The sequence below is a fragment of the Burkholderia sp. BC1 genome (assembly GCF_052683555.1).
In genome coordinates, this window is record NZ_JBQYLP010000042.1 from 36505 (window position 1) to 54238 (window position 17734).

17 protein-coding genes are annotated in these 17734 nt (G+C 66.5%); 5 read left to right on the plus strand and 12 right to left on the minus strand.

All coding sequences use genetic code 11. The features are described from left to right. The first annotated feature begins 3 nt into the window (after positions 1-3). From phoU to phoR, 3 genes are read left to right on the plus strand one after another with little or no spacing between them, the layout of a single operon-like run. Entirely contained in the window at positions 4-708 is a 705-nt protein-coding gene (phoU, locus tag ACSHSS_RS20110) for a phosphate signaling complex protein PhoU (protein ID WP_006401038.1), read from the plus strand. A gap of 30 nt (positions 709-738) precedes the next feature. Continuing rightward, entirely contained in the window at positions 739-1440 is a 702-nt protein-coding gene (gene phoB / locus ACSHSS_RS20115) for a phosphate regulon transcriptional regulator PhoB (RefSeq protein ID WP_012213681.1), read from the plus strand. A 56-nt stretch (positions 1441-1496) separates the two neighbouring features. Continuing rightward, positions 1497-2816 carry a phosphate regulon sensor histidine kinase PhoR gene (gene phoR / locus ACSHSS_RS20120; RefSeq protein ID WP_006417397.1) on the plus strand — a complete coding sequence of 440 codons (1320 nt, stop codon included), beginning with the start codon at positions 1497-1499 and terminating at the stop codon, positions 2814-2816. A 93-nt stretch (positions 2817-2909) separates the two neighbouring features. Here phoR and ppk1 read toward each other — a convergent pair whose 3' ends face one another. Next, positions 2910-4973 carry a polyphosphate kinase 1 gene (gene ppk1 / locus ACSHSS_RS20125; RefSeq protein ID WP_445545451.1) on the minus strand — a complete coding sequence of 688 codons (2064 nt, stop codon included), beginning with the start codon at positions 4971-4973 and terminating at the stop codon, positions 2910-2912. A 275-nt stretch (positions 4974-5248) separates the two neighbouring features. Here ppk1 and ppx point away from each other — a divergent pair, with 275 nt between their 5' ends. Then, positions 5249-6763 carry an exopolyphosphatase gene (gene ppx / locus ACSHSS_RS20130; RefSeq protein WP_217085979.1) on the plus strand — a complete coding sequence of 505 codons (1515 nt, stop codon included), beginning with the start codon at positions 5249-5251 and terminating at the stop codon, positions 6761-6763. Between the two features lie 48 nt (positions 6764-6811). Here ppx and ACSHSS_RS20135 read toward each other — a convergent pair whose 3' ends face one another. From ACSHSS_RS20135 to ACSHSS_RS20185, 11 genes are all read right to left on the minus strand, one after another. Next, the gene (locus ACSHSS_RS20135; RefSeq protein ID WP_105840594.1) at positions 6812-7243 is read right to left on the minus strand and encodes a hypothetical protein; all 432 of its coding nucleotides are present in this window, start codon (positions 7241-7243) and stop codon (positions 6812-6814) included. Between the two features lie 156 nt (positions 7244-7399). Then, entirely contained in the window at positions 7400-7600 is a 201-nt protein-coding gene (locus ACSHSS_RS20140) for a hypothetical protein (protein WP_105840593.1), read from the minus strand. 171 nt (positions 7601-7771) lie between these two features. Then, positions 7772-8077, minus strand: coding sequence for a DUF3331 domain-containing protein (locus ACSHSS_RS20145; protein ID WP_105794271.1), 306 nt, complete (start codon positions 8075-8077; stop codon positions 7772-7774). 331 nt (positions 8078-8408) lie between these two features. Next, on the minus strand, positions 8409-9311 hold the full coding sequence (locus ACSHSS_RS20150; RefSeq protein WP_105840592.1) for an efflux RND transporter periplasmic adaptor subunit: 903 nt from the start codon (positions 9309-9311) through the stop codon (positions 8409-8411). 26 nt (positions 9312-9337) lie between these two features. Further along, complete coding sequence (locus tag ACSHSS_RS20155; protein ID WP_105794269.1) at positions 9338-9538, minus strand: DUF1656 domain-containing protein; 201 nt, start codon at positions 9536-9538, stop codon at positions 9338-9340. After that, a complete protein-coding gene (locus tag ACSHSS_RS20160) occupies positions 9528-11000 on the minus strand; it encodes an efflux transporter outer membrane subunit (protein ID WP_253577983.1) in 1473 nt (490 codons plus the stop codon). The genes ACSHSS_RS20155 and ACSHSS_RS20160 overlap by 11 nt, the downstream gene beginning before the upstream one ends. A gap of 53 nt (positions 11001-11053) precedes the next feature. Beyond that, complete coding sequence (locus ACSHSS_RS20165) at positions 11054-13201, minus strand: FUSC family protein (protein WP_445545452.1); 2148 nt, start codon at positions 13199-13201, stop codon at positions 11054-11056. A 5-nt stretch (positions 13202-13206) separates the two neighbouring features. Then, positions 13207-14160 (minus strand): LysR family transcriptional regulator, encoded by a 954-nt coding sequence (locus ACSHSS_RS20170; protein ID WP_105840590.1) that lies wholly within the window; start codon positions 14158-14160, stop codon positions 13207-13209. 239 nt (positions 14161-14399) lie between these two features. Continuing rightward, positions 14400-14693, minus strand: coding sequence for a putative quinol monooxygenase (locus ACSHSS_RS20175; protein WP_105840589.1), 294 nt, complete (start codon positions 14691-14693; stop codon positions 14400-14402). 48 nt (positions 14694-14741) lie between these two features. Next, entirely contained in the window at positions 14742-15188 is a 447-nt protein-coding gene (locus ACSHSS_RS20180) for a DoxX family protein (protein WP_105840588.1), read from the minus strand. Between the two features lie 73 nt (positions 15189-15261). After that, on the minus strand, positions 15262-15900 hold the full coding sequence (locus tag ACSHSS_RS20185; RefSeq protein WP_105840587.1) for a hydrolase: 639 nt from the start codon (positions 15898-15900) through the stop codon (positions 15262-15264). Between the two features lie 1008 nt (positions 15901-16908). Between ACSHSS_RS20185 and ACSHSS_RS20190 the strand changes: the two genes are divergently transcribed. Beyond that, a partial coding sequence (locus ACSHSS_RS20190; RefSeq protein ID WP_445545453.1) for an MFS transporter occupies positions 16909-17734 on the plus strand: 826 nt, incomplete at its 3' end.

A 17734-nucleotide genomic window follows, 5' to 3' on the forward strand; every position in this document is an offset into this window, starting at 1 on the left:
ATCATGTCGGATAAACATCTGTCGAGCCAGTTCGACGCCGATCTGAACGCGGTGTCGTCGAAGGTGCTGGAGATGGGCGGGCTCGTCGAGTCGCAGATCGTCGGCGCAATGCATGCGCTCAACGAGTTCGACCGCGACGCGGCCGAACGCGTGATCGCGGCCGAGGAAACGCTGAACGCGATGGAAGTCGACATCGACCAGGAGTGCGGGAACATCATCGCGCGGAGGCAGCCGGCCGCACGCGACCTGCGTCTTTTGATGTCGATTTCGAAAACGATTACGAACCTCGAGCGCGCGGGCGACGAGGCCGAGAAGATCGCGAAGCGCGTGCGCCGCCTGATCGACGAGCCGGCCGCGCGTGCCGTGAACATCGCCGAGATCAAGGTGTCGGGCGAGATGGCCGTGACGATCCTGCGCCGCGCGCTCGACGCGTTCGCGCGCCTCGATACGGTGGCCGCCGCGCAGATCGTCAAGGACGACAAGGAAATCGACCAGGAATTCCGCGCGTTCGTGCGCAAGCTCGTGTCGTACATGCAGGAAGACCCGCGCACGATCTCGGTCGGTCTCGAGTATCTGTTCATCGCGAAGGCGATCGAACGGATCGGCGATCACGCGAAGAACATCGCCGAATTCATCATCTACATCGTGAAGGGCACGGACGTGCGGCACCAGCCGCGCGACACGCTCGATCGCGAAGCCAACAGTTAACGCGACTACGCCAGGAAGATAGAGGTGCCGATGCCCAGCAACATTCTCGTCGTTGAAGATGAACCCGCGATTTCGGAACTGATCTCGGTGAATCTCCAGCATGCCGGTCACTGTCCGATTCGCGCGTACAACGCTGAACAGGCGCAGAACCTGATCAGCGACGTGCTGCCCGATCTGGTGCTGCTCGACTGGATGCTGCCGGGCAAGTCCGGTATCGCGTTCGCGCGCGACCTGCGCAACAACGAACGGACCAAGCACATTCCGATCATCATGCTGACCGCGCGCGGCGACGAGCAGGACAAGGTGCTCGGCCTCGAGATCGGCGCGGACGACTACGTGACGAAGCCGTTCTCGCCGAAGGAACTGATGGCGCGCATCAAGGCGGTGCTGCGCCGTCGCGCGCCGCAGCTGACCGAAGACGTCGTGTCGATCAACGGGCTGCGTCTCGATCCGGCCACGCACCGTGTCGCCGCGCAGACGAACGGCAGCGAGATCAAGCTCGATCTCGGTCCGACCGAGTTCCGGCTGCTGCATTTCTTCATGACGCATCCGGAGCGCGTGCACAGCCGCACGCAGTTGCTCGACCAGGTGTGGGGCGATCACGTCTTCGTCGAGGAGCGCACCGTCGACGTGCATATCAAACGATTGCGCGCGGCCTTGAAACCGGCCGGCTGCGATGCGATGATCGAGACCGTGCGCGGCAGCGGCTACCGGCTCGCGAAGCACGCGTAACGCCATCGGGCATGCCGGAAACGCGGCATGCCGTTCATTCTTTTGGACGCTGAATCATGAACATCATCTGGGCGCGCTTTCTGGTGTCGCTCGTGCTGCTCGTGCTGATCAGCGTACTGGTCGGCGTGTTCGCCGGCCCGACCGCGGGCTTCGGCTTCGCGGCCGCGATGCTGATCGTGCAGGGCTTTTTCAGTACGTTCCATACGCAGCGTCTCTGGCGGCTGCTCGATGCGCCGGTGTACGGCGAAGTGCCGAGCGCGCCCGGCATCTGGGGCGAGATCTACTACCGGCTGCACAAGCTCGCGAAGCAGTGGCACGCGCAGGTGCGGCAGGTCGAGCAGCAGCATTCGCGCTTCATCCAGGCGATCCAGGCGTCGCCGAACGGCGTCGCGATGCTCGACGATCACGACCAGATCGAGTGGTGCAACGCGATCGCCGAAGTGCACTTCGGTCTCGACGCGAAGCGCGACCTGCGCCAGCACATCACGAACCTCGTCCGTCATCCCGACTTCGTCCGCTATCTGAACGCGCAGCATTACGACGAAACGCTCGTGATGCGCGGGATGGGCGACTCGCGGCAGAACGTGCTTGCCGTGCAGGTGTTTCCGTACGGCGAGAACCGCAAGCTGCTGCTCACGCAGGACATCACCGAGCTCGAGCGCACCGATGCGATGCGTCGCGACTTCGTCGCGAACGTGTCGCACGAGCTGAAGACGCCGCTCACCGTGCTGTCGGGTTTTCTGGAGACGATGCGCGAACTGCCGCTCGGCGAAGAGGACCGCGCGCGCTATCTCGAGATGATGGAGCAGCAGGCGTCGCGGATGCGGCACATCGTCACCGATCTGCTGGTGCTCGCGAAGCTGGAAGGCGAAAGCAAGCCGCCGCTCGATCGCGCGATCGACATGCGCTCGGTGTTCGACCATCTGAAAGAGGACGCGCACACGCTGTCGAACGGCCATCACGACATCACGTTTTCGATCGACGACACGCTCGGCGTGACGGGCGCGCAGACCGAAGTGTTCAGCGCGTTCGCGAATCTCGTGACCAACGCGATTCGCTACACGCCGGACGGCGGCAAGATCTGCGTGACGTGGCGACGCGAAGGCGCGCAGGGCGTGTTCTCGGTGACCGACAGCGGCTTCGGCATTCCGGCCGCCGATCTACCGCGGCTGACCGAGCGCTTCTATCGCGTCGATCGCAGCCGTTCGCGCGATACGGGCGGCACCGGTCTCGGGCTCGCGATCGTCAAGCACGTGCTGCAGCGGCACGACGCGCATCTGTATGTACAGAGCGAGGAAGGGCGCGGCAGTACGTTCACGGCGCGTTTTCCCGCGTCGCGGATCATCGCGATTCGGCCGGCCTCGATGGCATCGTGAGCGCGGCGCGCGCCTGCGGCGCGCGATCGGCATAAGACAACGCAGCCCGAGGGCTGCGTTTTTCATGGGCGACGCGTCGTGCGTGCTACGCGATCACGAACAGAACTTCGCGAGCAGGCCGAGCTGCGCGTTGCGTACCGTCTTGCCGGCGCGGCGACGACGGTAGTGACCGTCGCTTTGCATCTGCCACGCCGATTGATTGTCGCCGAGGCACACCGAGAGCCCTTCGGCGATCACGCGCCGCTTGAGCTTGCGCTCGCGGATCGGGAACGCGACTTCGACGCGGCGGAACAGGTTGCGATCCATCCAGTCGGCGCTCGACAGATAGACGTGCTCGGCGCCGTCGGCATGGAAGTAGTAGATCCGGTGATGCTCGAGGAAACGGCCGACGATCGAGCGCACGGTGATGTTCTCCGACAGCCCCGGCACGCCGGGCTTCAGCGCGCAGACGCCGCGCACGATCAGGTCGACCTTCACGCCGGCCTGCGAGGCTTCGTACAGCGCCGCGATCACCGACGGCTCCAGCAGCGCATTCATCTTCGCGACGATGCGCGCACGCTTGCCGGCGCGTGCATTGTCGATCTCGGTGCGGATCGACTCGATGATGCGCGGATGCAGCGTGAACGGCGACTGCCACAGCTCGTGCAGCGCCAGTTCGCCGCCGATGCCGGTCAACTGCTGGAACACGTGGTGGACGTCCTCGCAGATCTTCTGGTCGGCCGTCATCAGCCCGAAGTCGGTGTACAGCCGCGCCGTGCGCGGATGGTAGTTGCCGGTGCCGAGATGCACGTAGCGGCGCAGCGTCGCCTTGCCGCCCTGCAGCACGCGCCGCACGATCAGCATCATCTTCGCGTGGCACTTGTGTCCGACGACGCCGTATACGACGTGCGCGCCGACCGCTTCGAGTTGCGACGCCCAATTGATGTTGGTTTCCTCGTCGAAGCGCGCGAGCAGCTCGACGACGACCGTCACTTCCTTGCCGTTGCGCGCGGCTTCCATCAGCGCGTCCATCAGCGGCGAATCGGTGCCGGTGCGATAGATCGTCTGCTTGATCGCGACGACGCTCGGATCGCGCGCGGCCTGCTGCAGCAGCTCGAGCACGGGCTGGAAGCTTTCGTACGGGTGATGCAGCAGGATGTCGCCTTCGTCGATCGCGTCGAACATCGTCGTCGCGTTCGCGATCGCCGGCGGAATCGATGCGGTAAACGGCGTGAACTTCAGGTCGGGCCGATCGACGAGATCGGGAATCTGCATCAGCCGCACGAGGTTCACCGAGCCGATCACGCGGTAACAGTCTTTCTCGCCGAGCCCGCTTTCCTCGAGCAGCCGCTGCACGATGTGCTGCGGCGTGTCGGCCGACACTTCGAGGCGCACCGCGTTGCCCAGATGGCGCGCCGGCAGTTCGCCCTGCAACGCGACGCGCAGGTTCGTGATCTCGTCTTCGTCGACGAACAATTCGCTGTTGCGCGTGATGCGGAACTGGTTGCAGCTTTTCACGACGAGCTGCGGGAACAGCTCGCCGACGAAGCGCTGCATGAACGAGCTCAGCAGCACGAAGCCGTGCTCGAAGCCCGACAGCGCCTGCGGCATCTGCACGACGCGCGGCAGCGCGCGCGGCGCCTGCACGATGCCCATCACGGCCTGGCGGCCGAACGCGTCGCGGCCTTCGAGCTCGACGACGAAGTTCAGGCTCTTGTTCAGCACGCGCGGGAACGGGTGGGCCGGATCGAGGCCGATCGGCGTGAGCACGGGCAGCAGCTCGTCGAGGAAGTAGCGCCGCGCCCATTCGAGCTGCGCGTCGCTCCACGAGTCGCTGTTGTGGAAGTAGATGCCTTCCTGTTCGAGCGCGGGCAGCACGGTTTCGTGCAGCATCGTGTACTGCCGATGCACGAGCCGCTGCGCGCGCTCGACGACGAGGTCGTATGCATGCTGCAGCGACATCCCGTCGGGCGTCATCGCGCCGGGGTTGTCGCGGATCTGTTCCTGAAGGCCGGCCATCCGGACTTCGAAAAATTCGTCGAGGTTGCTGCTCGTGATGCAGATGAAGCGCAGGCGCTCGAGCAGCGGGACTTGCGGATCGGCCGCCTGGGCCAGCACGCGCTCGTTGAAACCGAGGATGCCGAGTTCACGGTTGAGAAGCGGATAACGGACGGACATCGGCAATATAGGAGGCAGGTCGGGCGATGTTTCGAAAGGACGCTCGGAAACTCTCACGATTCGATGACGTGCTGATGACAAGACCAAATATATATCAGCAAAATATACGCCTGAAACGGGTGATATCGCGAATGTGCGGCGATATACGCGCGTATCGTGCGCATGTTCGCCGGGCGTGGCGCCCGAAAGCGTTCCACGCTTAAAATGTGCGCTTCGATCGACTGCTTCGCGGGCCGCACGGATGCCGCGAGCGAACGCGCACGGAGCCCCTTCTGATGGTTACAACTCCCCACTTGCTGGCTGCCGTGGATCTCGGCTCGAACAGCTTCCGGCTGATCGTCGGACGCGTCGAGGAGACGCCGGCGGGAAGCCAGATCTACCCTGTGGATGCGCTGCGCGAGCCGGTCCGGCTTGCCGCCGGGCTGTCGAGCGACAAGCTGCTCGACCGCGCGTCTCAGGAGCGCGGCTGGGAGGCGCTCAAGCGGTTCGGCGAGCGTCTGCGCGATTTTCATCCCGATCACGTGCGCGCGGTCGCGACCAACACGCTGCGCGTCGCGAAGAATGCCGGCGAATTTCTCGTCGAGGCCGAAGCCGCGCTCGGTTTTCCGATCGAAGTGATCGCAGGCCGCGAAGAGGCGCGCCTGATCTATGCGGGCGCCGCGCACTCGGTGCCCGCGAGCGCCGGCAAGCGGCTCGTCGTCGACATCGGCGGCGGCTCGACCGAATTCATCATCGGCTCGCACTACACGCCGCTCGTGATGGAGAGTCTGTACATCGGTTGCGTGAGCCACAGCCGCGCATTCTTCCCGGCCGGCAACGTCGACGAATACACGATGCGGCAGGCCGAACTCGCGGCGAAGCGCGAAATCCAGATCATTTCGAGCGAGTACAAGAAAGCCGGCTGGGATCAGGCGATCGGCTCGTCGGGCACCGCGCGCGCGCTCGCCGAGCTCGTCGAGGCGAACGGCTTCAACGATCCGGGCATCACGCACGGGATCTCGCGCGGCGGCCTCGAGCGGCTCAAGCGCGCACTGATCAAGGCCGAGAACGTGAACCGGCTGAAGCTGATCGCGCTGAAGCCCGATCGCGTGCCGGTGCTCGCCGGCGGTCTCGCGATCATGCTGGCCGTGTTCGAGGAACTGGGCGTCGACTATGTCGACACGACCGACGGCGCGCTGCGCCTCGGCGTGCTCTACGACCTGCTCGGCCGTACGCAGCACGAGGACATGCGCGCGGTCACCGTCGAAGGATTCACGCGCCGCTACGGCGTCGATCGCGCGCAGGCCGAACGGATCGCCGCGCTCGCGGTGCGCTTCTACGACCAGCTCGGCGAGCCGGACGACGAGCGGCGCGAAGAGTGCCGGACGTTCCTCGGCTGGGCCGCGGCGCTGCACGAGATCGGGCTGTCGATCTCGCACAGCGCGTATCACAAGCATTCCGCGTATATCGCGAGCAATGCGGACATGCCCGGTTTCTCGCGCACCGATCAGGCGCGGCTCGCCGCCTTGGTGCTCGGCCATGCGGGCAAGCTCGGCAAGCTGTCGCAGGCGCGCGAAGTCGAGTGGCCGCTGCTGTTCTGTCTGCGGCTCGCGGCGCTGCTGTGCCGGCGCCGTACCGACGCCGGGCTGCCCGACATTTCGGTCGCGCAGATGAAGAAGGGCGGCTACGAAGTGCGGCTGCCGAGCATGTGGGTCGAGCAGAATCCGCTGACCGATTACAGCCTCAGCCAGGAAGCGGCGGAATGGGAGAAGGTCGGCATTCCGTATCGCGTCGTCTACACGGGCGCATGACGGCTGCGGCGCCGCTGCCGCATCGCCGCGAGGCCGTGCGCCCGCCGTTCAGTCCGACGAGCAGACGATCGCGGTCAGGAACGGAAACGCCTGCTTGACCGTCGCATCGCTGCCGGCCTTGCGCACCGCCGCTTCGACCGCACTTTTCGTGCCACGCACGACCACGCCGTACGCCCAGTCGCCGATCGGCGTGCCGTCGCCGGGGCGGAAAATCGGATCGTTCGCCTGATAGCCGAGCACGACGTAGACGCCGAAACCGTATGCGGTCAGTGGCCGCGCGGTGCGGAACGCGTTCACCGAATTCGATTCGACGTGCATCGGTTCGCGCTGGATGTCGCCGGCCGCGAGCAGCGGCGCGACGAACTTGTGGCCGTTCGAATGGCAGTCGAGCGCGTCGTCGAGCGATGCGGCTGCAGCAGTGCCGGCCGTCGCGACGGTGAGCAGTACGCCGAAAAGGGCGGTTCGGGTCGTTTTCTTCATGCGATTTGACGGGGTTGGGTCGATATTATCGCGCGTTCGCCGTACCTGCGGCGGCCAGCTGTCATCGCCCGGTTGCCGCGCGGCGGTTGCGACAGCAATTCCTGCACCCGACGCGAAGTGCGCGCGCCGCCGCCCGTCATCGCTCCGGCCCGCGCGTCAATGATCCTTGATCCGGACCGCGAAACCCGCATCCTCGAACGCGACGACGAACTCCTCGGGAAACAACCACGAATCGATCATCACGCGGGACGTCGCGCGGTCGATCTCGACCTTCGCATCGGGGTCGACGCGCCGGATTTCGTGTTCGACGGCCCGCGCGGCTTCCTCGTCGGGCGCGTGATCCAGTAAGAATTCCATCGTTGCTCCTGTTTGTAAAAACGGCGTGGCGCGGGCGACTGGCGTCGCGCGTGGCCGCAGCCGCACGGCGACACGCAATGATGAACACGATACAGACGCTCGCCGCGCGCGATTAGCGGCAGGCTGCGGAACGGACTGTCGCATCCGCGCGCGGCCGCACATCGCGCCGCATCAGCGCAACGCCGCGTCGAGCCCGTCCGCCGCGATCATCGCAAGATGATTGCCCGGTCGCGGACGGCCGGTCGGACGGTAGACCGCATCGCCTTCGTCGATCGCGCGGCCCGAATACGCACAGCGGCCCGCGCGCTTCGCGACCGCGCGCCGCCATTTCTGCTCGCCGTAATGACGACGGCCGCTTTCGACCCAGCGCACGAGCAGGTTTTCCGTCGAGTATTCGAGAATCGTCACGTGGACTTCGCTGCGCGACGGCGCGGCGATCGCGCGCGGCGCGACCCAGCAGGATGCGGCGCTCAGCATGAGCGGCTGCCGGCCGCTGCGCGGCAGTCGTCCGCACGAGGCGAAGTCCGTACCGCCGACGGCGCTCGACCGGAATCGTCGGGTCCGCAACGAAGTTGGGACAGATACGCATTGCTCGTTGCCATTCGTTGCCTCCGTTGTCGAACGTGCGCCGCGGCGGCCGTGCTCGCGGCGTTCGCTCGTCTTGCGACGCAGCGACCTCGCGCCTTCACGATCCGGCCGACATATATCAAGTGTAAGAGCGTATCGGCGCGTGCCGGAAGGCATGCATTCGAGAACACGGTGTTTCCCGATGTCGAACGATGTGCGCACGCGCTGTTCGCTTCATGCTTCAGCGCGCGTCGGTGCGGCGGCCCGGTCCGCGCTCGGGCGTCGCCGGGCGCAGCGTGACCGTGCAGGTCGTCCCCGCCGCGAGAAACTGCGCGGCCGGAACGTCGTCGAGACGAATGCGCACCGGCACGCGCTGCGCAAGACGGACCCACGTGAAGACCGGATTGACATCGGCGAGCAGCGTCGCGCCGGCCGGGTTGTCGCGATCGCTGATGCCGCGCGCGATGCTTTCGACGTGGCCGGTCAGCGGTGGGCCGCCCGCCAGCAGCCGGATCTCTGCCGGATCGCCCACACGCACCTGCGGCAGCTTGGTTTCCTCGAAATAGCCGTAGACCCAGTACGAATGCGCGTCGATCAGCGCGAGCCGGGCGACGCCCGCGCTTGCATAGTCGCCTGCGTACAGGTTCAGGTTGGTGATGTAGCCGTCGACCGGCGCGCGCACTTCGCTGCGCGCGAGATTGAGCCGCGCGACGTCGCGCGCGGCCCGTGCCGCCTGATAGTTCGCGAGCGCCTGTTTCGCCGCGGATCCTGCGTCCTCGCGGACTTCGGCGGATACGACCGCGCTGTCGAGCAGCGCGCGGCGCGACGCCTGTTGCCTGCGCATGTCGAGTTCCGCTTTGCGCAGTTCGACCTGTGCGTCCGCCTGCGCGAGCGCATAGCGAAAGCGTTCGGGATCGATGCGAAACAGCACGTCTCCGCGGCGGACCGGCTGATTGTCCGCGACGAGCACGTCGGTCACGATGCCCGATACGTCAGGCGCGATATTGACGACCTTGGCGCGCACGCGGCCGTCGCGCGTCCACGGTGCATACATGTAGCGGTTCCACAGCGCGTGGGCGAGCAGGATGGCGGCGACGAACAGCAGCAGGGTCGCCGCGACGCGAAAGCAGGTTTGGGCACGCATGTCGACTCGATACGTAAATAGGGTGCTCAGCGCGCGAACAGCAGCGCGACGCCGCAGAACACGCATACGAACGCGGATACGCGGAACAGCGCCGGGTGCCACACGCGCCGGTACAGGCCCGCGCGCGCGAGTACGCGATCGACGATCCAGAATGCGATCGCGCAGGACACAAAGGCCGGCAGCAGGCCGGGAACGAGCAGCGACACGAATGGAATTTCAGCGAACATCGGAAGCTCCTTCTGGTGCGGCGGCGGCCGGTGCGGCAGGCGGCTCGACGCCGCCGCCGAGTGCCGCCATCAGCTGCGCCCATGCATCGAGCCGCGCGGCGCGCACGTCCGCGAGACTTTGTTGTGCCTGCAACCGTTCGGTTTCGGTCGAAAGCACAGTCAGGTAATCGGTCAGACCCGCGCGATAGCCTTGCATCGCATAGTCGAACGCGCGCCGCGCGGTGTCGGCCGCCGCTTCGACGTCAGTCTGCTGCCGCGCGAGCGACTGCAGCGACTCAATCTGGTTCGCGACGTCGCGAAACGCGTCGAGCACGGCCTGGTTGTAGGTTTCGACCGCCACGTCGTAATCGGCGACGGCGGCGCCATAGCGGCCCTGCCGGCGCCCGCCGTCGAAGATCGGCAGCGAAATGGCCGCGCCGAAGCGGTGCGTCATCGCGTCGTTGTTCACGAATGTGAAGAAGGCGCCGAACGCGGCGGAGGCGAGACCCGCACTCGCGATCAGGTCGATGTTCGGATAGAAGTCGGCTTTTGCTGCGCGAATCGCGCTCGACATCGACTCGATGCGCCAGCGCGCAGCGACGACGTCCGGCCGATGGCCGACGAGCTCGGCGGGCAGGTTCGCCGGCAGCGCGACCGGTACGTCGAGCCGCAGCGCCGGCCGCGCGAGCGGCGTGCCGGCGCCCGGCCCGTGGCCGGCGAGTACGGCAAGCTCGTTGCGCAGCACGGCGATCTGCCGGTCGAGCGCTTCGATCTGCGCGCGCGTCGCGGCGATCGGCGTGCTCGCCTGCGTCAGCTCGAAACGGCTCGCGAGACCCGCCCGCGCGCGGCGCTCGACGATGCCGACGATGTCCTGCTGGCGCTTCAGCGTCGCGAGCGCGACGTCGCGCTGATCGAACGTCTTCGCGAATACGATGTACGTGCGCACGACCGCTGTCTCGAGCATCAGGCGTGCCGCGCGCGCGTCCGCGGCGGCCGCCTGCACGTCGGCGAGCGCGCCTTCGCGTTCCGCGCGATGCTTGCCCCACAGATCGAGCGCATAGCGCAGATCGGCGCCGACCGAGTTGTTCCAGACCGTGTTGCCGCCCGGCGGGCTTGGGCTCGCATAGCGCGCGAAGCGCGTGCGAGAGAAGTCCGCGTCGACCGCCGCGGACGGGTAGCGCGTCGCGCCTGCGATTCGCGCGAGTTCGACGAAGCGGTCGGCACGCGCTTGCGCGACGCGGATCGCGGGGTTGCCGGCGATCGCGTCCGCGACGAGCGTGTCGAGCTGCGGATCGCGCCAAGCGCGCCACCAGTCGTCGCGCGGCCACGCGCTGCGCGACGCCGACGTCTCGAGGCCGCTCGCGACCGTTGCGGGATCGACGCGCGTCGCGCGCGGCGCGCGATCGCCCGGCGTCGCGCACGCCGCGAGCACCAGCGCCGCAAGCGACGCGGCGGCGCGTAAGGTGCGTACGGCGCGCGTCATACGCGCGTGCGGTACGAGCGCCGTTACGTTACGTTCGGAACCGATCGCGCAGCTCATCGCGCGTCGGGCTCCATCGGCAGCGGAATCAGGTTGCATCGCAGTGAAACGAGCAGGAAATTCACGCAGTGGCGTAGGCCGGGCGCCGCGTCGCGACCGAGTGTCGCGAGCGCATCGGCCGCCGCCTGCTCGGCCGCGCGCAGCACATCGGTCGACGGTTGCGCGAACAGTCGGGAAATCGACGCGCACAGCGCGCGTTCGTGCGCGGGCCAGGCAGGCGGCGGCGACGGCTCGGCAGCGCTCGCGATGCGCAGATCGACGACGCTGCGGCCGATTTCGAGCGACGCGAACGTCCACGCGAACAGTTCGTGCTGGCCGAGCCGCCCAGTCGCCGGCCGTGCAGCGATCTGCAGCATGAAGTCGCGTACGCCGGCATCGAAGCGCGACATCAGGCCCTTCAGTTCGCCGAAGCACGCATCGTCGGACACCAGGCGCCGCAATCCCCGCAGATAGCGCGTCGTCGCCCAGTCGCCCGCATATGGCGCGACGAGCGAATACGCGAGCGACGCGGCGACGATTCCGAGGATCGACGAGAAGCCCGCATCGAGCGTCGCCGTCGGCGCATAGACGCCCGGATTCATGATGTTGGTCAGGAAGCAGAAATAGATGCTGAAGCCGAGCCCGAACGCGGCCGTCTTCGGAAACGAGTTCAGATACGAGCCGAGCCCAACGAACAGTGCGAGCGCTGCGGCGAGCGGCGCGAAGCCGTCGAGGCGCGGCATCAGCGCGAAATTGAACATCAGGCTCGCGAGCCACGCGGCGGTGCAGCCGAGCGCGACCTGACGCGTCGCGGCCGCGGGCGCCGGCATGATGGAATAGAGCGCGCTCGCGATCGTCGCGGAGACGACCGCGCCGGCTGCGCCGGTCCAGCCGGACACGATCCAGAACAGCGACACGGCGGAGACCGCGAGCGCCGCACGCAAGCCGGCTGCGGCCGACACCATCCGGTTCGCCGCGGTTGCGATTCGCGCCGGGCGTGCGCTGCCGGGCTGCTGCGCGGCCGGCGCATCCGGGTGTCGGCGCAGCGCGATGAAATCGGTCAGATACGCATGCAGGCTGCCGAGCGCCTGCCGCAGCAGGAATAGGCCCGTGATCGCGTCGCGCGCGACTGCCGGGTCGGGAAGTGTGCGTTCGAGCGTTGCATCGTCCGGAAGCGCGGCGAGCTCGCGGCCGAGCGCACCGGCAACCTGTTTGACCGCGCGCAGATCGAACGGCCGCGCCGGATCGTCGGGCGGCAGCACGCGCGCGGCGGAGGCGCTCAGCGCGTCGAGGAACTGCGCGGTGCGTGCGTCACCCGCGCGCGCGATCCGGTCGCGGTACTGGTGCAGCGCATGAAAACGCGCGCTGGCGTCGAGGAATTCGCCGGCCAGGCGCGCCATGATGTCGTTGCGCGCGCGCAGGTCGGGATCTTCGAACACGGCCGCGCTTCGCAGGTTCTCGAGTTGCGCGCGTGCCGCGATCAGTCGCAGATAGCGGCGGTTGCGCTCGTCGTCCGGTACGCGCTGCGTCAGCGCGCCGCGCACGAAGCCGACGAAATCCGCGTAGTGGTCCTCGCCGGTCTTCAGCAGCACCGCACGCACGTGGCGCGGCAGGATCAGCGCGCTGACGAGGCCGGCCGACACGATGCCGATCGACACCTCGCTCAGCCCGGTGACGACGTTCACGATGATGTCGTACGGCCGGTCGATCGACGGAATCGCCGCGATGCAGGTCGCGTAGCCGGCCAGCACGAATCCGTACGACTGATAGTTGCGAAAGTATGCGGCACCCCACGTGCAGCAGCCGATCCACAGCACCAGCGCGGACAGGAACAGCACGCGCTCCTGCGGAAACGCGCCGATCAGCACGAGCGCCACGAGATTGCCGACCAGCATGCCGAGGCCGCGATAAAAGCCGCGCGCCATCACCATGCCGCTGTGCTGGTGCATCATCAGAATGACGACGGTCACGAGTGCGGTGCGCGGCGATGCGAGTTCGATACGCATCGACACGCCAAGCGCGAGTACCGCGGCGAGCACCGTCTTCGCGACGTGAATCAGCCGCGCGCCATCCGTGCGCCAGAATTCGCGCATCATCCCGACGAGCGCGCGTGCGAAGCGCGACGCGGGACGATTCGACGACAACGGTTGCGGAGCGCCGGTCATGACGGTTACGCAGGATCTTCGGACAGCATGTTGGCACGCCGCGCATCGCGCCCGTGTGGCGGTCGCGGCGGATCGAGCAACGCGACGCGCACGTGCTCGATGAACAGCTTCAGTTTGTTGCTGACGAAGGGACTGCGCGCGTAGACCGCATAGACGATCTCGTCCTGCGGCGACGCATCGGCGAGCACGCGCACGAGGCGTCCGTCTCGTAGTGCGTCGTCGACGATGTAGCGCGGCAGCAGCGCGATGCCGACGCCATGGATCGCGGCGTCGCACAGCGTTTCGCCGTTGTTCGACAGGAACGCGCTCGTCGGATTGATCGCGCGCGGCTTGCCGTGGCCGCCCGGCGCGGCGAACGACCACGTCGCGGACGGGGCAGCCGTGCTGTAGTTCAGGCAGCGATGCTTGAGCAACTGGTCGATCGATTTCGGCTCGCCGTGCTTCGCGATGTATTCCGGGCTGCAGACGACCACGCGCTCGCACGACCCGATGCGGCGCGCGATCAGTGCGCTGTCCGGCAGGCGCGCGGAGCGGATCGCGACGTCGAACCGCTCGATGTCGAGATTGACGATCCGGTCGTCGGTGTCGAGCGTGACGCGCAGCGGCGGATGCGAGGCCGCGAATGCGGCGATCGCGGAACCGAGCCAGCGGCGCGTGAGGCTTACCGGCGCCGTCACGCGCAGTTCGCCGCATACGCCGTGCGCGCGTTCGGCGATCGCTTCGGACACGTCGACGAGCTGTCGCATCGCTTGCGATGCGACCTGATAGAAGGCTCGACCGGCTTCGGTCGGTATGACGTTGCGCGTGGAGCGCATCAGCAACTGAACGCCGAGCGTGCGTTCGAGATCGCTGATGCGTTTGCTGACGACGGATTTGGACAGGCCGAGCCGACGCGCGGAGTCGGTGATGCTTTGCCGCTCGACTGCGAACAGGAAGGCCTGGATATCGTCCATGTTCAAGGATGTCATGTTGCGTTGTGAGGGTCGTCGGACGCGAATCGGAAGCATGCGTGTGCGCCGATTCCGTACTGTCCGGATCGAATGCGCCCGGTTGCGTGGCAGGTCGGTTCCGATGACCTTCGCCGCATCGCGCAGCGGTGCCGCGGCGATACGGTGGTGAACGGTCGATGGCGCCGCGGTGCGCGTGCGGCTTGCGCGGCGGCCTCGCCGTTTGCGTCGTGCGCGCGGCGCGCGCGACGTCACGCGATCTGGCTCAGCCGGTACACGTCGACGTGTTCGACGGCGTCCCGGTCGTGGGCCTGAAACGCCTGGATGTGCGGTCCCTCGTTGTGATGCCGCGCATGCGCGTCGGCGGTTTCCCAGCGCTCGACCAAAACGAAGCGGCGCGGATCGGCTTCGTCGACCAGCAGCTCGTAGCGCAGATTGCCGGGCTCCTGCCGCGACGGCGCGACCAGTTCGGCGAGCCGCGTGCGCAGGCGCGCTTCATGGCCCGGCTTCGCGTACAGCACGGCGACGATGTGAAGGTGGCTCATGGTGTTGTCCTCGATGGCACCGGTGCGGCCGCAGGCATCGGCACGCGCTCAGAGATGGGCGGCCAGACGGCCGGGACCGGAGGCGATCAACACCATGAAGCCGCCGATGATGCTGATGTGTTCGAGAAAGCCCGTCAGCATCAGCGTGCGCTGCGTGCCGCGCTGGTTCCAGAAGTCGTAGAACACGACGGCGGTCGCGAGCGTGAAGACGGCGAGCAGGGCGGACGCGACGGCGGTATGGAAGCCGATCATGATCGCGAAGCCGCACACGAGCTGCACGACGATCGTGCTCGCGAGCGCGAGACGCGGGAACGGCAGGTTCTTCGCGCGCACTTCATCGAGACCGTGGTTGAAAAACAGGAATTTGTTGATTCCGCTCAGTACAAACATTAGCGCGATGAAGAAGCGGCCCGCGAACAACAGGTAATCGGCCATGGAATAGTCGTAGTCAGACGGAAGGAAAGCGGCGACGCCAGGCGCGGGTCGCCGGTGCATCGCCGGGTGCGATACGCGGTTGCGGCCGACGTGCGGACGCGCAACCGCGTGGGACGGCCGAGGCCGTCGCCGGTCAGCTCTTGTCGTACGAGAACTGGATGCCGGCCGTGCCGCCTGTTTCGATGAACAGGTTCATGAACGCCGGCACCGTTTCGCTGCGCGCCCAGTCGCGCTGCAGTTCGCAGAACAGTTGCGCGACGCTGATCATCTTGCCGCCTGCCTGCTCGATGCGGCGCAGCGCGGCCTCGTGTGCGGCGACCGACGTGCCGCCAACCGCATCGACGACCACGTACACTTCGTAGCCTTCCTTCAGTGCGTCGAGCGCCGGGAAGGTCAGGCACGCTTCGGTCCACAGTGCGGTCATGATCAGCTTCTTGCGGCCGGTGGCTTCGACGGCCTTGCGGAACTCGACGTCTTCCCACGAATTGATGCTCGTGCGGTCGTACGTCGGGACGCCTTCGAGCGCCGCGCGCAGTTGCGGGATCGGCGGCTTGTTCAGACCGGTCTTCACGTTGACGGTCGAGTGAATGATCGGCAGTTTGTACGCGATTGCTGCCTTCGATGCGCCGACGATATTGTTAATCAGCAGTTGTCGATCCATCGATGCGATCGAATTGACCTGGACCGGTTGGTAATCGATGACGATGAACGCCGCATTCTGCGGGGTGAGCAGGTGATCGTTCGCGGGGTCGCGAATCGGTTCGCTTGCCATGGTTTTCTCCAGTTCAGGGTGGGTGGAGGGTCGGGAGTCGCTCGCGCCGGCCCGTTATGCGTGCGAGGCGAGGCATCTCCGTGTCGGCGCGAGGTTGACGCGGTCCAGACGCGCAGGGCGCGAAACCGGTGCCCGATGCGTCGCCGGATCGGAACTTACCGGCGACTGACGTCAGCTTATGCGATTCGCTGTGCGTTGCGTAGCACACGTATCGAGAACATTGTGTTCTCGTTCATCGAACGGGGCGAGCCTCGCGCGCGGCGTGCACGCGTACCGTCGTCGCGGCACGCACGTGGTAAGGAAGCCTGATCGCGATCGACGCGCAAGCGATGTGCTCTGACGCGCTGCAGCAGCATGAGGGCGATGGCCCGTTGCGATCGAACGCGGTCGGCATGACGCGTGCATGTCGGCGTTGCCGTTGTTCGATGCGCAGGCGAGTGCGTGTGTTCGCGTCGTCGGTGGGCCATCGACGAGCATCGGTGACGGCAATCAATGCCGAGCGCGGTTGTCGACATGGATGCGCCGTGGCGAAGAAAGCGGCGGACGCAATGCGCGGTCTTTCGCTGCCGTGCCGGGCGCAATGCTTTCTTTGTCCGTCGCGCGATGGTCCCGACGACGGGGAAGAACGACGTCGGCTTGTCCGATTCGCGTCGATGACGACGCACGGGACGGAAAGCATCCCGTAATTTGGAGGACGGCATCGATCGCGCTTATCGCGTGTCCGTCACGCCGCGTGGACCGCCCGCCGCCGGCCTGCGCGCATGGGTCGCGCCCGCTGTGCTGTGGCAGCCGGCGAAATAGGAGAAAAAATAACATATTGAACATGCTGTTCATATGAACTAATTTCTCGAAAGCCGATACCAAAGCGGCCGACGCAGCGACCCGACGTACCGTTGCATATGTGCGCGAATTGCATATACCGGCGCCCGCACGGCGGCCGGCACATTCGGGTCGACACGCCGACATACAAAACGGATCGCGTCGCGATCCCCACAGGAGACACCACTGATGAGCAGCGTTATCGATCCAGGCGCCCGGGCGGGCGCCGCGCAGTTTTTTTCGAAGGAAGCGACCATCGCGCAACCGGGGTTTTCGCGCTGGATGGTGCCGCCCGCGGCGCTGGCCGTCCATCTGTGCATCGGGCAGGCCTATGCGTTCTCGGTCTTCAACGGCCCGCTCACGAAAGTCATCGGCATTACGGAATCCGCGCCTGACGATTGGTCGCTGACCACGCTCGGCTGGATCTTCTCGCTCGCGATCTTCTTTCTCGGACTGTCGGCGGCATTCGCCGGCAAGTGGCTCGAACGCGTCGGCCCGCGCCGCACGATGTTGACGGCTGCCTGCTGCTTCGGCGGCGGCTTCCTGATTTCCGCGCTCGGCGTGAAGCTGCACCAGATCATGCTGCTATACCTCGGCTACGGCGTGGTCGGCGGCATCGGGCTCGGGCTCGGCTACGTGTCGCCGGTGTCGACGCTGATCCGCTGGTTTCCCGATCGCCGCGGGATGGCGACCGGGATGGCGATCATGGGCTTCGGCGGCGGCGCGATGATCGCCGCACCGATGTCGATCGCGCTGATGAATCACTTCAAGACCGCGACGAGCGTCGGCGTGGCCGAGACGTTCGTCGTGCTCGGTATCGCGTACTTCATCTCGATGTCGATCGGCGCGCTCGCGATCCGCGTGCCGGCGGCCGGCTGGAAGCCGGCAGGCTGGACGCCGCCTGCCGTGACGAAGCACAAGATGATCACGTCGAATCACGTGCACATCGACGAAGCGCTGAAGATGCGGATTTCGGCGATGGTGATCAATCGTTTCGGCGAACGTGATCAGTCTG

Bases quoted from the DNA above. Each gene is read 5' to 3' on its own strand.
- phoU (WP_006401038.1), top strand. From the start codon at position 4: ATGTCGGATAAACATCTGTCGAGCCAGTTCGACGCCGATCTGAACGCG.
- phoB (WP_012213681.1), top strand. From the start codon at position 739: ATGCCCAGCAACATTCTCGTCGTTGAAGATGAACCCGCGATTTCGGAA.
- phoR (WP_006417397.1), top strand. From the start codon at position 1,497: ATGAACATCATCTGGGCGCGCTTTCTGGTGTCGCTCGTGCTGCTCGTG.
- ppk1 (WP_445545451.1), bottom strand. From the start codon at position 4,973: ATGTCCGTCCGTTATCCGCTTCTCAACCGTGAACTCGGCATCCTCGGT.
- ppx (WP_217085979.1), top strand. From the start codon at position 5,249: ATGGTTACAACTCCCCACTTGCTGGCTGCCGTGGATCTCGGCTCGAAC.
- ACSHSS_RS20135 (WP_105840594.1), bottom strand. From the start codon at position 7,243: ATGAAGAAAACGACCCGAACCGCCCTTTTCGGCGTACTGCTCACCGTC.
- ACSHSS_RS20140 (WP_105840593.1), bottom strand. From the start codon at position 7,600: ATGGAATTCTTACTGGATCACGCGCCCGACGAGGAAGCCGCGCGGGCC.
- ACSHSS_RS20145 (WP_105794271.1), bottom strand. From the start codon at position 8,077: ATGCTGAGCGCCGCATCCTGCTGGGTCGCGCCGCGCGCGATCGCCGCG.
- ACSHSS_RS20150 (WP_105840592.1), bottom strand. From the start codon at position 9,311: ATGCGTGCCCAAACCTGCTTTCGCGTCGCGGCGACCCTGCTGCTGTTC.
- ACSHSS_RS20155 (WP_105794269.1), bottom strand. From the start codon at position 9,538: ATGTTCGCTGAAATTCCATTCGTGTCGCTGCTCGTTCCCGGCCTGCTG.
- ACSHSS_RS20160 (WP_253577983.1), bottom strand. From the start codon at position 11,000: ATGACGCGCGCCGTACGCACCTTACGCGCCGCCGCGTCGCTTGCGGCG.
- ACSHSS_RS20165 (WP_445545452.1), bottom strand. From the start codon at position 13,201: ATGACCGGCGCTCCGCAACCGTTGTCGTCGAATCGTCCCGCGTCGCGC.
- ACSHSS_RS20175 (WP_105840589.1), bottom strand. From the start codon at position 14,693: ATGAGCCACCTTCACATCGTCGCCGTGCTGTACGCGAAGCCGGGCCAT.
- ACSHSS_RS20180 (WP_105840588.1), bottom strand. From the start codon at position 15,188: ATGCACCGGCGACCCGCGCCTGGCGTCGCCGCTTTCCTTCCGTCTGAC.
- ACSHSS_RS20185 (WP_105840587.1), bottom strand. From the start codon at position 15,900: ATGGCAAGCGAACCGATTCGCGACCCCGCGAACGATCACCTGCTCACC.